Below are 15,082 nucleotides of genomic sequence, written 5' to 3'. Positions count from 1 at the left end.
TAGTTATGATTTGTATTGTAAACAGAAAGTCGGATCAGCGGAAGTATCAATACGAACGTTTGGTCACAAAATGGGCGATATCGCGCAAATTTTTCTTCGTCCGCTGGTTCGGAAGCCGGTCGAGCGCCTCCAGCGCCTTGTTGATATAGCGGGTAGCCAGCTCCTCCGCCCGGGCAATTCCCGTGCTGGATTTGATGAGCGAAACCGCTGCGGAAACGTCGCATTCCCCGTTCTGTTCCCGGATGACGGCGATCTCCTTCAGCAGCGGTTCCCGAATCGCCTCGTCCTCCAGGGCATACAGCACAGGCAGCGTAATGTTGCCCTGCCGGATATCGCTTCCAGGCGGTTTGCCGATTTGTTTCTCCGTTCCGCACAGATCCAGGAGATCGTCCTGAATCTGGAATGCCATCCCTACGTTGTAGCCGTAGCGGTAGAGCAGGTTGCCTACCTTCGGCTCCGCGTCTGCCGCTACCGCTCCCAGCTGGCAGCTGATCGCGATTAGAAGGGCAGTTTTGCGCCGGATACGGAGAAGGTAACGACGGATGCTCTGTTCCGTATTGAAGAAGTCCCGGATTTGCTCCATTTCCCCGATGGACATCTCGACCATCGCTTTGGAGAGGATTTGATGAATCTTCGGGTTCTCCAGCTTGGTGGCCAGCAGCAGCGCCCGGGCGTATATATAGTCCCCCGTATACATCGCGATTTTATTATCCCACTTGGACTTGACGGTCAATTGACCGCGGCGCGTCTCGGCGTCGTCAATGACGTCGTCGTGCACCAAGGAAGCCATGTGGATCAGCTCCAGGGGAACGGCCACATGCTTCAGCTTGTCCAGGTCATAGCTGCCGAACTTGCCGCCCATCAGCACAAACACCGGACGCAGCCGCTTGCCGCCTGCCTTCAGCAGGTGCATGGACGTCTCGTTCAGCAGCTCGTGATCGCCCTCAATGCTGCGAAAGAGCTCTTGTTCGATTTGATTCATATCTTTTTTCAGTAAGCCGAATATGTCTAATCTCTTCATTCCTTCACCCGTATCAGCGTAATGTTACTCCGCATTTCCCTGTCCGTTCATGTTCAAATCATCGGCTTGAGCATGGCCCGCATAGCAGAAACAAAGAGCACTGGCGTTCTTCCATTCATTTTCATCTTATTTTAAATCATAGCATACAATTCGTGCTGCACGAATGGGTTTGGAGGACTGTCTATTGTTTGGTACCGGACTCTGCAGCTTTGGCCTGTCCGGCCAGCCCGCCGTCCCAACGCCTGAACAGCTCATGCTCGATCCGCATCATATCAAGCACCTTCCCCACCTGGAAGTCGATCAAATCCTCGATCGTCCGGGGGTGAAAGTAAAAAGCCGGCATCGCCGGAATCATCTTCACTCCGAGCCTGGCGAGCTTCAGCATATTTTCCAGGTGAATGGCATGAAGCGGCGTCTCACGAGGCACCAAAATCAGCGGCCTTCCTTCTTTCAGCATGACGTCTGCAGCGCGGGTCATCAAATTGTCGGACGATCCGTTAGCTACAGCGGACAGTGTCCCCATCGAGCACGGCGCAATCACCATGCCCTCCACCTGATAGGAGCCGCTGGCAATCGTTGCTCCGATATCCGCCACCGGATGGTAATAGACGCTGCCCGGATGGCCGCCAAATTTCTCGCTTAGCACAAGCTCCCTTTGAGCTGTTTTCCAGCCGAGCTCTTCGCCGAGCACCCGCCAGCCTGCATTCGAGACGACGATGTGCACGTCATAGCCCTGCTTCAGAAGAACCTCCGTTAACCGAACCCCATACACCGAACCGCTGGCGCCGGTAATCCCGACGACCCAGCTTCTTCTCTTGTTCTCCGTCTGCGTCACAAGTACTGCACCACCAAATCAATCAGGGTGAATACGAAAACGAGAATGCTGAGGACGCTGTTCATCGTAAAGAAGGCGACCTGCAGCTTGCTCATGTCATTCGGGGACAAAATAAAATGCTCGTAAAAGAGAATAATATAGGCGATCAGCATCCCGGCAAAATACCACCAGCTCAGCTCGGTCGTAAAGAACAGGATAACGAATCCGATCGCGGTAATGAAATGAAAATACCGTGCGATGAGCAGCGACTTGCGGACGCCGAAGCGCGCCGGAATGGAGTACAAGCCTTCCTTCTGGTCAAAATCGATATCCTGGATCGCATAAATGATATCAAAGCCGGCAGTCCAGAAGGCAACCGATACGTACAGAACGATCGACGGCCAGTCGATTTCGTTGGTCACGGCCACCCAGCCGCCGAGCGGAGCCAGGGCGATCGTCAGACCGAGTACGAGATGGCAGAGCCAGGTAAACCGCTTCGTATAGGAATAAATAACGAGAAGAAACACGGCGATCGGAAGCAGCTTGAGTGCCAGCGGAGACAGCTCATAGGCCGCCCACAGCAGAAGCAGGAAGCAAACAACTGTAAACAGGATCACTTCCGCACTTTTCAGCAGCCCTGCCGGAATGGCCCGGTTTGCCGTCCGCGGATTTTTCTTGTCGATCACCTGGTCAATCATCCGGTTCAGGCCGAAGGCTGCACTTCTGGCCCCGAACATGGCTAACAGGACCCAGCCGATCTGGGCCCATGATGGAAGGTGACCATTTACGACGACCGATCCGAGGATCGCGCCCATAAACGCAAAAGGTAACGCAAATAATGTGTGCTCAATTTTGATCATTTCTAGAAAAATGCCGATTTTCTTAAACATGCCGATTCTCCTTGATCCCAATATGTAATGCTGCGACGCCGCCAGTTAGGGGATAGGCTTCGACATTCTGAAGACCGATGCTGCGGAATATGCTTGCCAGTTCCTCTCTTCCCGGGAAAAGAGCCAACGATTCCGGCAGCCATTTGTACTGCTCATATCTTTTGGCCAACACCTTTCCGAGTCCAGGCAGTATATACTTGAAATAAGAATAATAAATTCCTTTAAAAGGCTGCCACGTCGGCTTGGATACCTCCAGGCATACAACCATGCCTCCAGGCTTGACCACCCTCTGCATTTCTTTCAGCACCTGCACCAGGTCAGGCACGTTCCGCAGACCAAAGCCGATGGTGGCGTAGTCAAAACGGTTATCCTCAAACGGCAAATTCATGGCATCCCCCTGAACCAGCGTAATCTGATCCTCGAGGTGTCTCGCCTTGATTTTGTCCATGCCGACCTTCAGCATGTTCGGGCTGAAATCGAGGCCGACCATCTGCCCCGTGCCACTGGCTTCCGCCATGCTCAACGTCCAGTCGCAAGTCCCGCAGCATAGGTCAACCGCCGTATCTCCGGGTTTCATCGCCATTTTCTTCATCGTGAACTTCCGCCAGGCTTTGTGCCTGCGAAAGCTTATAATATCGTTCATCACATCGTACTTCGGTGCAATGCTTTCAAAAACGGATTGGACATGTGAGTATTTGTTTTCCGTCTTCGTGTCCCGTTCACTCATGCTGGTATTCATCCTCTCGCCAATCCCTCCCCTACAGCGGATCCCGGTGTGTTAAGCTGACGAAGGAACGGGTCAAGCACCTGTCCGATCTCCCGGAACATTCCGTCTCCCTTAACCATTTTCAGGATGGACTGCACGCTGTTCACCGCCTGCTGCAGCTTATCCGCCAAATGTTCTCCGGCCTTGTACTTAAGCAGCATCTTCTTCCAGTCTTTCGGCTCAACCCGGTTTTCCTTCAAGGCCAGCTTGTCTTCATCCGAGGCCACATCCAGGATGTGCCAGAACGAATAGCTGTACAAGAACGGCTCCGAGCCGGAGCTCAGATGCATTTCCCGAACGACCGTTTCGCATTCGCTGAAGCCGCGGAGAAGCGATTTCCACAGTTCCTTTAACGAGTCATCCAGAAAAGGGGTAAAAGAAAGAAACAGCTGCATATTCAGCTGTACCCGTTGCCGTAAGTATTCCTCCGCTGACAGGAGAAGGCTTTTCATTTTGCCGTACAGATTCATTTTCAAAATATTCACATCGCAAATAGCCGCGCTCAGCGTCGATACAGCCTCGATTTGCCCCTTCTGGGACAGAAGCTGATAGAACCGGCTGCTGAAATAGTCTCCCGCGAGCACTTTAAGCTGACGGGAACGCATTTCTCCCTCGTTCTGTTTGCCCTGGATGGTGTCGATCGTTTCATGCGTGTCAATACCCATCTGAACGAGCGACGTGACAAGCGCCAGCAGCTCTGTATGCACGGAAGGCTTGCGGCTTCCCTGGTTCAGAAAAATATATAGAAGATGAACACGGGCATCCGGATAGGGCGGCAGCTCCGTATGAGTTTGGATCATGTCGTAATCGACATATTTCTTTGCTAGTTGGGGTATGCGGTACGGTTTCATCGTCAGCCTCCGAGCCTATAACTTTCTCACTTCTATGTCGTCTGTTGCGAGCAAGAACTTTTGTTCACAATCTTTTTTATTATAGCACAACTTGTCAGACCACGCACAGTATGCTTACTTCTTTTTACCCGTTTTCCTGCGGATCGAACCGGTCTCTCCACAGTTTCGTTTCGGTGAGGTGGAATCGGGCTTTGATGTCGTCCGCAAGCGGGCCTTCTCCCGCTTCGCCAAGCGCCAGTTTCAGCTCCGGACTCCACTCCGTCCGCCGGACATCGGCAGCCAGCAGCAGATGCCGTGTGCCGAGCCATTTATCTTCTGCGACGAGCCGAAGGAGAATCTGGTCGACATTGGAAGTGCCGTCAAAGCTAAATGAGAGGATCTCGGCGATATTCGAATAGATTTCAGACACGGACACCTCCGGTGTGGCCACCTTCAGGTCGACCGTCAGCACGCGGGATTCCCACTCCACCTTGCGGATTGGCAGCGTCAGGGGAAGGCTGTCCAGCGCATCCACGATATTCGCATTGTCGAGCGTCCAGCCCGATTGGGGATGAAACGCGGCCAAAGCCCGGCTTTCCCGGGCAAATGTATGCTCCGCATGATACAGCGCAGGCAGGAAGAGGACCGAGCCCAGCGTAACGGCTAGCACCAGGCCAGGAATGAGAAATCGTTTCAAGTACAGCCCTCCCATCGTCATAGTATCCCTTAGTTTCGTCCGGACACGTGCTGTCCATACCTCATTCTACAACGAAAAAAAGCAGGCTATGCCTGCGTTTGTACAGATTGCGCTTAAGGTAAGTTGCCATCCCCTGACCAGCAGCTAATTTGCATTCAAGAGCTGTTTTTCTGAGCTCCTTGCTATTAGCTGTCGCTTTCGAGACTTCCGTGTTTCGTCCACACTTCGGCTTTGCCGCGAATTTTAATGGCGGAGGTATGGTCCGTAAACTGGGCGATCAGCACTTCGCCTTTGTCTAGCTTCTCCGTGTGATGAAACCGGGTATCCTGGCCTCGGGTTAGTCCAATGACCTGCACCCCTTGATCCTTCGCCTTGATCACGATAAAATCGCTATTCCCCGTATTCCCTTTATTCTCCATGAGTGTATCCTCCTTTCTTCAGCGAGCCTTACACACAGCCTATAATTATTTTAAAATCCTGTGGCTATACTACCCAATGTAATAAAGTCCAAGGAGTTGAGAACATGCAATATGAACCGGCGCCCCTGCGGGAAGGGCAAATTTCCAAGCTTCGCGAATACGAGCAGCAGCTGACCCAGCTGACGGGTTCTCCCGTCATCCTGATCGCCTATTCGGAAAAGGACGACAACGGCAATCCTCTCGAAGGAGATGTCAGCCCTACCCCTACAGAAAAGAAAAGGCCGTGAACGAGCGTCACGGTCCTCTTCTTGCGTATGGAATATGTAGAAATCTTATTTAATTCCGTCTTTGAGCGCTTTACCAGGCTTGAATGCCGGAATTTTGCTCGAAGGGATTTCGATTTCTTCACCGGTTTGCGGGTTGCGGCCTTTACGTGCGGAACGCTCGCGCACTTCAAAGTTACCAAATCCAACGAGTTGGACTTTGTCCCCGTTTTGCAGAGCCTGTGCGATGGATTCGAATACAGCGTCAACCGCTTTCGTCGCATCCTTCTTGGACAGTTCTGTCGTTTCAGCTACTTGGGAAATCAGTTCGGACTTGTTCACTATCATTTCACCTCCCAAAATAATAAATCGATGTTATCAATCTTTCCGTTTTGCCGTAAAATATACGTTCATCTGTGAGATTTACAGATAGAATCGCCATATAGACCGTATTCAGCCGCAGGCGCGGAACAAACTTATAGTAATACAGCAACCGCAGAATTTCAAGAGTTTTACGTTCGCGAGCGGTTCAAAACGTAAAAAGTGACGGCGAGAGCGAGGACAAGAACGATCCCTTTGACGATATCATGTGTAAAATACTGCAAATTCATCATGGTCAGTCCGTTGACCAGTACCCCGATCAATACCGACCCGATAAATGTGCCGATGACGTTGGGCTTGCCGGCGCCAAAGACCGAAAAACCGACGAACACAGCCGCCACGGATTCCATCAAGAGCGGCGATCCCGCGTCAATTTGACCGGATCCGACCCGGGAGGCGTAAATAATCCCGCCAATCGCGGCGAACACGCCGGAAGCGACGTACGCCAGCGTACGCACCCTTTTCACCTTGATCCCGGACAGTCGCGCCGCTTCCTCATTACCGCCCGTGACGTACATTTGGCGGCCGTATTTGGTCCGCGTCAGAAAAATATGCACAAGCGCCACAGCGATAATGAGGAGGACGGCCGAAATCGGAATGCCGAACCATTTGCCCTGTCCAAGCTGCAGGAAGGCGGCGCTCATCTCGCCGGGGGCTTTGGTGCCGTCTGGGAATTCCATATGGTTGTAAATCGTGTAGCCCGCGGCATACGTTTTGTGAATCCCGCCGACAATGTACATCACGGCAAGGGTCGCCAGAAGATCCGGAATCCGCAGCTTGACGATCAGGAATGCGTTAACGAGCCCGATGACGGCACCCAGGATGAGCGGCACGATGATGACGACCCACAGCGGCTGCTCATACCATATCATCAGCGACGCGGCGCCTACGGTGGTCAGCGACACGGTTGAGCCTACCGACAGGTCAAAGCCGTCCACGACCAGCGACAAGGTCACCCCAATCGCCACAAAGGTCACGATCGTGATCGAGCCCAGAATGTCGGTCAGGTTCCCGTACGTGAAGAAATAAGGCAGTCTGAATGAAAAAAATGCAATAACCCCGATGATAACGACAACCGCCCCGTACCGGAACGCCAAGTTTAACAGTTTATCCTTCATGGTCTTCCTCCAAGCCTCCGCTCGCATAATATAGGAGCTGGGCTTGCGTCGCTTCTCCCCGAGCAAATACTTTGCTGATGGTTCCGCCGCTCATGACGGCGATCCGGTCGCCGATTCCCAGTCCTTCTGCCAATTCGCAGGTAAAATACAAAATGCCCTTGCCGGCATCCGCCAAATCTCCGATGATGCGGAATATATCGCTTTTCGCGCCGATATCGACCCCTTTGGTCGGTTCATCAAAAATAAAAACTTCCGCCCCGCTGTCCAGCCATTTGCCGATCGCCAGCTTCTGCTGGTTACCGCCGCTCAGGAACTTCACCAGCTGGCTGCCAGAGGCAGCCTTGACCCCGAGGGCCCCGATCATTTTGGCGGATAAAGCCTTCTCCTTCTTCCGCGAGATGAACCCCAGCCTGCTGACTTGGTTCAGCACCGGTATGGACAGGTTCAAATCCACCGATTCGTGGATAAAGATTCCCTCTTTCCGGCGCTCCTCCGGGATGGAGACGATTCCCGCGGATACCGCGTCCGCCGGTTGCTTAAGCGACAGCTTCCTCCCTTTCAGATGGATGCTTCCCTCGTCCGGCTGATCCGCACCGCTCAGGATCCGGGCCAGTTCGGTTTTACCGGCGCCCACCAGGCCGACTACAGCTACAATTTCACCGCGGCGGACCTCAAGATCCGCGCCCCGCACCTTGTGTCCGCGCTTGACGCCTTCGGCCTGAAGGAGCACGTCCCCGATCACGGTATCCTTTTTCGGAAACTCTTCTTCAAACGTTTTGCCGAGCATGTGCCCGATAATGCCTTCCCCGGTGATCTCCTGTGTCTGGCCGGTGTAAACCTTCCTTCCGTCACGCATCACGGTCACCATATCGCTGTGCTGCAGCACTTCCGGCAGGCGGTGTGTAATAAAGATACACGCCACACCAGAGTCTTTCAGCGAGTGCATCATCCGGAAAAAAGCCTCGCATTCGCTGTCGCTCAGCGGAGCGGTCGGCTCGTCGAATATAATCACCTTGGCGTCCTGGGACAAAATGCGGGCCAGCAGGACAATCTGTTTTTGCGCAAGCGACAGCTCGTACACCTTTTTATGAATGTCTATACTGTCATCCAGCCTGGACAAAATCGCCTTGACCTGTTTGTCCATAGACCGGTAATTGACCCACATGCTTCCCCGGCCTGAAGACAAGGCGTCCAGCATGACGTTTTCGGCGACGCTCAGCTGCGGGACGAGGGCTGAATCGACCTCCTGATACACGCAGTGAATGCCGTGCTGCTTGGCCGCGGCCGGAGAGGTAATGTGCAGCTCCGTGCCGTCAGCCGCAATGCGCCCGCTGTCCGGCTGATAAGCGCCCGACAGAATCTTCATCAACGTGCTCTTCCCGGCGCCGTTGGCACCGAGCAGCGCATGAATCTGGCCGCCGCGAACCATAAAATCCACCGTATGCAGCGCAGGAACGCCGCCAAATTGTTTGCCGATTCCGCTCATTTCCAGCTGAAATGATGATGTCACACGGCATTCCTCCTTCAAAAAGTAACCCCACAAAGTGGAGTGAGGCTAAACCCCTGTTCCTGAAAAAGGGCAGCGCCTCAGCACCACCCCAAGACTTGCATTTGCCGGTTTGACCGGATCTTTTTTACTTGCTGTACTCGTTCATCCAGTCCTGAAGTCCTTGCTTGCTGGCACCCCAGCCGTCTACGTATTGGGACAGCTCGGTGGTGGAAATTTGCTCCTTAGGAAGCGCGTCGCGGGATACGTACACCGGATTCAGAACGACTTTGTCCTCGGTTTGATCCCCGTGCAGCTTCTGGTAGCCATAGCGGACCTGGATGCGTCCGATATCCTTTGGATCGACAGCGGCGGAAGCGACCCACGGGTTGCTAGGATCCTGGATCATTTGCAGGTCCTCGTCACTCATATCGATACCGTACACCTTGATTTCATCGCGTCCGGCCTGCTGGATGGCGCGCGCCGCCCCTTTGGCGAACTCGTCCCATGCAGCCCATACGGCCGAAATCTGGCCCTTCGGATACTGCTTCAGAATCGCTTCCATCTGGGTCTGCGTGTCCAGTGCCGGGTTATTCGCCGTGCCGAACGTAGCGATTTCCTTAATATCCGGATTCTCTTTCATAAATTTCGCGTAAGAGGTTTGGCGCCGTTCCATCGGTGCGAATCCGGCCACCCATACTTTAACAATGTTGCCCTTGCCTCCGATGTCCTCCTTCATCTGCTGCAGCGTCAAGTCGGCCATCTTCTGGTCGTCCTGAGAGAGCACGGTTGCGCCGGGAACATTCACGTCAGCGTCGAAGACGACGACAGGGATCTTCTGCTCCACCGCCTTGCGCAGGCCCGGTTCGAGGAGCGAATCACCGTGGTCGGTCAGAATCAAGTCAAAATGCTGCGTGATGGCCGAATCCAGCAGAGACGCCATTTTTGCTTTATCGTTGGCGGCCACGAATTTCGTCAGCTTTCCGCCGAATTTCTCCACTTCCTCGGTTACCCCTTGAACGTATTGCTGGGAAAACGTCCCTGTGTTAAACTCCATAATAAGCGCTACTCGTTTGCCTGCCAGAGGCTTGTCCGCGTTTGCACCGGATGCACTCCCCGATTCCGCTGCCGGCGGCGCGTTATGACCGCAGGCACTCATCACCATCGACAGCACCAGCAGGACGGATGCCAACACGAAACCCCTTTTTTTACCTCTTAAACGCATTTCTCTCTTCCCCCTTAAAAGCTTCACTATGTTAAAATGTTATACACTAATATAAAGCCTATACCCAAGTATGTAAATAGGTTTTTAAGAGTTTGTATAAATACTTTCTTTTTTTCATAAAAAACCTGCTATAACGGTCCTTTAACTCGGCTCCGAGCATCCATATGCTTATTTTTATGTATAAAACAGGAATTGCTATCAACAGGTATCCATTGCTGCATTCAAGCACAAAAAAAACCGCAAGCAAGCGAGCGCCTGCCTACGGTTTTGGCTTAATTCTATTACGATTACAAAATAATCGCGATCAATCCGCCAGAGCCTTCATTGATAATGCGTCCAAGCGTCTCCTGCAGTTTATATCTCGCATTATCCGGCATCATGGCGATCTTGCCTTGAATGCCTTCCCGTACGATAGAGTGCAGCGATCTGCCGAAAATGTCTGAATCCCAGATCTTGATCGGATCGTTTTCGAAGTCCTGGATGAGGTAGCGCACGAGTTCCTCGGACTGTTTCTCCGTACCGATGATCGGCGAGAATTCCGACTCGACATCGACGCGGATCATATGGATCGAAGGCGCCGTCGCCTTCAAGCGAACCCCGAAACGGGATCCTTGGCGGATCAGCTCCGGCTCATCGAGCGACATTTCGGCCAGCGACGGAGCGGCGATGCCGTAACCGGTCGTCTTGACCATCTCCAGCGCCTCGGCGAACCGGTCGTACTCCCGCTTGGCATGCGAGAATTCCTGCATCAGCTGCAGCAGGTGGTCCTTGCCGCGGATTTCCACGCCGACCACTTCCATCAGGATTTGATCGTACAGTTCATCCGGAGCGAACAGGTCGATCTCGGCTACCCCTTGGCCCATATTCATGCCGCTGAGCGCCGCGCGGTTGATGAAGTCGTAGTCCATGAACTGGGTAACCACCCGGTCCACGTCGCGCAAACGGCGGATATCCTTGACCGTATCGCGTACGGAATTTTCATAGTTGCTGCGCAGCCAGTGCTTCTCGTTCAGCACCATAACCCAGCTAGGCAGGTTGACGTTGACTTCGTGCACCGGGAATTCGTACAGCACTTCGCGCAGGACGCCGGTGACATCATCCTCCGTCATTGTCGCCGCACTGAGCGCCATGACCGGAATGTCGTATTTCTCGGCAAGCTCATTGCGCAGCTGCAGCGTTTCTTCACTCCGCGGCTTCGTGGAGTTGATGACCAGCACAAACGGCTTGCCGACTTCCTTCAGCTCGGCGACGACGCGTTCTTCGGCTTCCACATAGGAGTGGCGCGGAATTTCGGCAATCGTGCCGTCCGTAGTCACCACGACGCCCAGCGTGGAGTGCTCCTGAATCACTTTCCGCGTCCCGATTTCGGCTGCCTCCTGGAACGGGATCGGCTCCTCGAACCATGGCGTCGATATCATGCGCGGACCGTTTTCATCCTCATAGCCTTTGGCGCCTTCCACCGCGTAGCCTACGCAGTCCACAAGGCGGACGTTCACTTCCAGACCTTCGGTGACCTTCAGCTGCACCGCATTGTTCGGTACAAACTTCGGCTCGGTGGTCATAATCGTCTTCCCGGCAGCGCTCTGCGGGAGCTCATCGACCGCTCTGGCGCGGTCTGCTTCGCTTGCAATGTTCGGCAGTACGATTGTTTCCATAAACCGTTTAATAAATGTTGACTTTCCTGTGCGGACGGCGCCGACGACACCCAGGTAAATGTCCCCGCCAGTTCGTTCGGCAATGTCTTTAAAAATGTCCACTTTTTCCAAAAGAGATCCCCTCCTCATTTACTCCGAAGGAAAAATGCTTTAAGAGCATCCGCTTCGTGTTCCATCTGGAGCCTCGAGCCATTGCAACGGATTGGAGCCTTACAATGTCGTCAGTAGTCCGCCGCCGGTAGTCAGGTAGGATGGGAAACGGCAAAGCGGCGTTACTCCGTAGGCATTTGGACTAGTATCATAGTATGTACCTATTAAAAACAATATGACGGGTATTCGGAATAAAATTCATATAATCCTGCGTCGTTCGCATGCCCCTCGTCATCCCTCTCAGATATATGCCGGGGCAGAAATAAATATGTATATGAAGCATGCAGCACAACATAACTACTTGCGCACAGCCGCACAGCCACACAGCCGCTCATCCGCTTGTTGATGCTGTTTTGCTAGCGGGAATCCCGAAAAACATAGCAATACGCATTAAAAAAGACCCGCTGTTTCCAGCAGGCCTTTCTCTTCCAATCTGTACGTTCAGCTTCACGCCCCTATCTCCGATTTGGCGACTGGCGCATCCCCTGACCACTCGTACGGCAGCGACTTCACCGGCACATAATCGGAAGACTTGATCAGGTAATCTCGTAAATCCTCGTCTTTGGAAGGCTTCACGCCTTCCTTGTCAATCATCTGCATAATATCAAACGCATAATCCGCATAAACCACGCCCTTGGCATCCATGATAAAGCTCATGTCCTGACCCGAATATACGCTCTTCAGCTCAACATTGTTTGTGCCGGCCAGATCCGGGTCAACAGTATGGATCCCGGGATAAATTTCTTCGCCGGCCGGCAGCTTCCCATCATGCTTGGACTTATACAAATCGACCGCCCGCTGCACGTCGTTGACCTTTTGCACCGTGACGAGATCCATGACCTTAACGGTCGGGTCGGTCTCTTCGTTCTGTACTAGAAAGTATGCGCTTCCGCCTTTCTCAAAGGCGGTCGTTGGGATATCGTCCAAGTAGCCCCGTTTTTGGAGCTGGTCCAGGTCGATGCGGAACTTCTCAAAGCGCGGCGTCGTTTCATCCGCATTGATGATCGGCAGGATCCCCTGATCCTTTTGAAAATCGTCCATCGCGGACTGGATGCGCTTCACGCTTTCACGGTAGGATACCCTCGTCTCACCGCTCTTCTGATCCGGATACATGCAGGCTGTGGCGGTCATGATCAACAGCAGCACCATGACAGCCGTCGCCGCCTTCCGGGCTCCCTTCATCATCTTGTTGGTCAAAGCCGATGTCATCAACAAATATCACCCTTTGCATATAGTAAAGCCGATTGATACATCAAGCAGCCTGTAACGTGTTTGTCCTGCCCGCCGCTACCACAGGTCGTCCTCCCTGTCACGGTTCCTTGCTGCTTCCAGCTGCTTGCGGACCGCCGCCTTCAGTTTGTCTTCCGGGACTGTCACCGTCACAGCCCCGCGCACTCTGGCTTGACAAGAGAGCCTGGTGCCGCTGCGGATCAGGGAGCCGAGCTTGCGCTTCTCCGCCTCGGCGGGAGGGGTAAGCTGCCCGGCGCTGGCGGCGTCAACCTGAACTTTGCACATCAAACAGCCCATTTTGCCCCCGCATCGCGTGGGTATGTATACACCTGCATCCCTGGCCGCATGGAGCAGCGATATGCCTTCGCGGACGAGAACGCTTTTGCCTGACGGCTGGAACGTAACTTTATGGTTCATTGGCTTTCCCGCCCGGCATGGCCTGAATCCCGCCCGCTTACCGCAAATCGTACTAACGACTCGGTATGGAGCAGTTGGGAAATGATCTGAATGTGCTCGGATTGGAACTCATTATCCGTGAGCAGATCCTCCAGGAGCGGTAAATGGGCCTGCAAATCTGCCCGCATGGCAGCGGCAATCGCCGTGTACCGGTCCTCCCGGTTCCGAAGCACATTAAACAGCAGCTCATGGCTGAGCGGCATCAGCGGAATCCGTATTGTGTTTGGTTTCGCATGGACGCCCGCAGGGGCCAGCTTCCGGTTAATTTCAACCTTATAATGCGAACCCTCCGCCTGAACTTCGAACCCTCCCACCAGTTCCAGCGTGTACCGGCTCAACTTATAATGGCTTAACACGGACCTGTATTGATCCGTAACGCTCAGGACCGGCTGATCCACCGCCCGCCCTGCAAGGGCATGATGAAGCTCCGATACGGAGGCCGAATCGGCGTAGATGTCAATATCGCGTGGCGGTTTATCCAAATGCACGTCCTGCAGCAAAAGCCCGCAGCTTCCGCCAATTAACCAGCAGGATGAGGTTTGCGACAGCGCATGAGAGGCGTCATGCAGCGCTTGCTGTAATTCGGCTGGGATCTGCACGGCACACACTCCAATCTTCCGGTCCATTTAAAAATACGTTTTGTTTCGGGCAACGATTTTACCCGCCGTCTTGACCACGGCTTGGCACCCTAGACGATAGCCCTCGTCAAACTCTTCCGGGTCGAGGCGAAGATGTTCCGCTTTCGTCGGTTCCTCCAGGTGCTCTGCCCCCTCGGAAATCAGACAGCGGCAGCGGGCACAGGTACCGCGGGTGCAGAGGTGCTGCCAGTCCACTTTGTTGTCCTTCGCATGCTGAAGGATGCTTTTGCCCGGTTCAGGCACGACGGTTTTCTCGATTGTTCTTCCAATTAGCTGTAATGCTGCTTCCATGTTCGTTATCCACCGTTCCTTTGCTACATTAATGCTGCCATTCCGCCCAAAAATCCGACCACCATAATGACAAATGCGACCAAAGAGAGGGCTCCCCGAAGAACCCCCTTTGTTTTGGTTCGGGCGAAGGTAATGAGAAAGACGGATAGCCCCATAATCAAGATGGCGATCAGGGATACCCACATTTTTGTCATTGGATCCATACGCTAAAACTCTCCAATCTGTTCCATCATTAACCGTATTATAACACGAAACTTGTCCAATTTCGCAAAATGCGCCCACAAAGTAAGGCTCGGTCAGCAGTCCCCGTACTTCTTCCTCTCATCGGAACGGCACAGACGATTTGACACATATAAAAAAAGAGCGAAAAGCCCTGCAGCCTCCGGCTCCAAAGACTTCATGCTCTTTTTTCGTCTGACCTATATGATTATTTCTTCATCATCATTTTCATCAACGCTTCCATGTTTTCTGGATTCATCCCGCTTTTCTTCACGGCGCTGATGATATCCTTGATGGTTTCCTCGCTGACGGGAACGTTAGCCATCGCGGATACTTGTTTAATCAGCTGACGGAGCTGGGCCTCGTTTTGCATGGTCGACGGCTTAACCGTGCTGGCCAGTTTTTTGACGGCACTTTCAGAGATGTTTTTACCCGTTTTCTTATTGATCGCCTTCAGCGCATCCCTAGAAATGTTTTTGCTCAATGTCTTCTCCCCTCCTCCGGCATTCCTCAACCCTAATATATGAGGAAGT

At 53.3% G+C, this 15,082-nt stretch carries 19 protein-coding genes; 1 reads left to right on the top strand and 18 read right to left on the bottom strand.

The features are described from left to right. Window positions 1–46: 46 nt before the first annotated feature. From IAE55_RS07400 to mtrB, 7 genes are all read right to left on the bottom strand, one after another. On the bottom strand, window positions 47–1,021 hold the full coding sequence (locus IAE55_RS07400; RefSeq protein WP_145158471.1) for a polyprenyl synthetase family protein: 975 nt from the start codon (window positions 1,019–1,021) through the stop codon (window positions 47–49). Between the two features lie 181 nt (window positions 1,022–1,202). Beyond that, complete coding sequence (locus tag IAE55_RS07395; RefSeq protein WP_105444684.1) at window positions 1,203–1,856, bottom strand: UbiX family flavin prenyltransferase; 654 nt, start codon at window positions 1,854–1,856, stop codon at window positions 1,203–1,205. Continuing rightward, window positions 1,853–2,725, bottom strand: coding sequence for a UbiA-like polyprenyltransferase (locus IAE55_RS07390; protein WP_145158469.1), 873 nt, complete (start codon window positions 2,723–2,725; stop codon window positions 1,853–1,855). The genes IAE55_RS07395 and IAE55_RS07390 overlap by 4 nt, the downstream gene beginning before the upstream one ends. After that, window positions 2,718–3,452, bottom strand: a complete 735-nt coding sequence (locus tag IAE55_RS07385; RefSeq protein WP_076170190.1) for a demethylmenaquinone methyltransferase — start codon at window positions 3,450–3,452, stop codon at window positions 2,718–2,720. Before IAE55_RS07385 ends, IAE55_RS07390 begins: the two co-directional genes overlap by 8 nt. An 8-nt stretch (window positions 3,453–3,460) precedes the next feature. Continuing rightward, a complete protein-coding gene (locus IAE55_RS07380) occupies window positions 3,461–4,342 on the bottom strand; it encodes a heptaprenyl diphosphate synthase component 1 (protein WP_116229691.1) in 882 nt (293 codons plus the stop codon). 124 nt (window positions 4,343–4,466) lie between these two features. After that, window positions 4,467–5,018 carry a hypothetical protein gene (locus IAE55_RS07375; protein WP_200631500.1) on the bottom strand — a complete coding sequence of 184 codons (552 nt, stop codon included), beginning with the start codon at window positions 5,016–5,018 and terminating at the stop codon, window positions 4,467–4,469. 185 nt (window positions 5,019–5,203) lie between these two features. After that, window positions 5,204–5,437, bottom strand: a complete 234-nt coding sequence (mtrB, locus tag IAE55_RS07370) for a trp RNA-binding attenuation protein MtrB (RefSeq protein ID WP_076170091.1) — start codon at window positions 5,435–5,437, stop codon at window positions 5,204–5,206. 104 nt (window positions 5,438–5,541) lie between these two features. On the opposite strand from mtrB, the gene IAE55_RS07365 reads away from it, so the two are divergent. Next, window positions 5,542–5,724 carry a hypothetical protein gene (locus IAE55_RS07365; protein WP_200631498.1) on the top strand — a complete coding sequence of 61 codons (183 nt, stop codon included), beginning with the start codon at window positions 5,542–5,544 and terminating at the stop codon, window positions 5,722–5,724. Window positions 5,725–5,769: 45 nt separating this feature from the next. Here IAE55_RS07365 and IAE55_RS07360 read toward each other — a convergent pair whose 3' ends face one another. The 11 genes from IAE55_RS07360 to IAE55_RS07310 form a co-directional block, all read right to left on the bottom strand. Further along, window positions 5,770–6,042: an HU family DNA-binding protein gene (locus tag IAE55_RS07360; RefSeq protein ID WP_076170090.1), complete on the bottom strand. Its 273-nt coding sequence runs from the start codon at window positions 6,040–6,042 to the stop codon at window positions 5,770–5,772. A gap of 170 nt (window positions 6,043–6,212) precedes the next feature. Beyond that, the gene (locus IAE55_RS07355) at window positions 6,213–7,199 is read right to left on the bottom strand and encodes an ABC transporter permease (RefSeq protein ID WP_105444680.1); all 987 of its coding nucleotides are present in this window, start codon (window positions 7,197–7,199) and stop codon (window positions 6,213–6,215) included. Further along, entirely contained in the window at window positions 7,189–8,685 is a 1,497-nt protein-coding gene (locus IAE55_RS07350) for a sugar ABC transporter ATP-binding protein (RefSeq protein ID WP_200631717.1), read from the bottom strand. Before IAE55_RS07350 ends, IAE55_RS07355 begins: the two co-directional genes overlap by 11 nt. Before the next feature lie 148 nt (window positions 8,686–8,833). Next, complete coding sequence (locus IAE55_RS07345; protein ID WP_200631496.1) at window positions 8,834–9,910, bottom strand: sugar ABC transporter substrate-binding protein; 1,077 nt, start codon at window positions 9,908–9,910, stop codon at window positions 8,834–8,836. Between the two features lie 287 nt (window positions 9,911–10,197). After that, entirely contained in the window at window positions 10,198–11,676 is a 1,479-nt protein-coding gene (gene spoIVA / locus IAE55_RS07340; protein ID WP_076170087.1) for a stage IV sporulation protein A, read from the bottom strand. A gap of 486 nt (window positions 11,677–12,162) precedes the next feature. Continuing rightward, entirely contained in the window at window positions 12,163–12,924 is a 762-nt protein-coding gene (locus IAE55_RS07335; RefSeq protein ID WP_234489340.1) for a DUF3939 domain-containing protein, read from the bottom strand. A 78-nt stretch (window positions 12,925–13,002) separates the two neighbouring features. Next, window positions 13,003–13,362, bottom strand: a complete 360-nt coding sequence (locus IAE55_RS07330; RefSeq protein ID WP_089548058.1) for a 2Fe-2S iron-sulfur cluster-binding protein — start codon at window positions 13,360–13,362, stop codon at window positions 13,003–13,005. Further along, window positions 13,359–14,000 carry a hypothetical protein gene (locus IAE55_RS07325; RefSeq protein WP_200631495.1) on the bottom strand — a complete coding sequence of 214 codons (642 nt, stop codon included), beginning with the start codon at window positions 13,998–14,000 and terminating at the stop codon, window positions 13,359–13,361. Before IAE55_RS07325 ends, IAE55_RS07330 begins: the two co-directional genes overlap by 4 nt. A gap of 27 nt (window positions 14,001–14,027) precedes the next feature. Beyond that, window positions 14,028–14,330, bottom strand: a complete 303-nt coding sequence (locus IAE55_RS07320; RefSeq protein ID WP_089548059.1) for a 2Fe-2S iron-sulfur cluster-binding protein — start codon at window positions 14,328–14,330, stop codon at window positions 14,028–14,030. Window positions 14,331–14,353: 23 nt separating this feature from the next. Beyond that, entirely contained in the window at window positions 14,354–14,533 is a 180-nt protein-coding gene (locus IAE55_RS07315; protein ID WP_076170084.1) for a DUF2768 family protein, read from the bottom strand. 224 nt (window positions 14,534–14,757) lie between these two features. Continuing rightward, window positions 14,758–15,033 (bottom strand): stage VI sporulation protein F, encoded by a 276-nt coding sequence (locus IAE55_RS07310; RefSeq protein ID WP_076170083.1) that lies wholly within the window; start codon window positions 15,031–15,033, stop codon window positions 14,758–14,760. Window positions 15,034–15,082 lie beyond the last annotated feature (49 nt).

Origin of the sequence: Paenibacillus sp. S28 (assembly GCF_016624415.1) — a bacterium.
In the GTDB taxonomy this organism is placed as follows: Bacteria; Bacillota; Bacilli; order Paenibacillales; family Paenibacillaceae; genus Paenibacillus_AQ; species Paenibacillus_AQ favisporus.
This window is presented reverse-complemented; position numbering and strand designations above follow the sequence as displayed.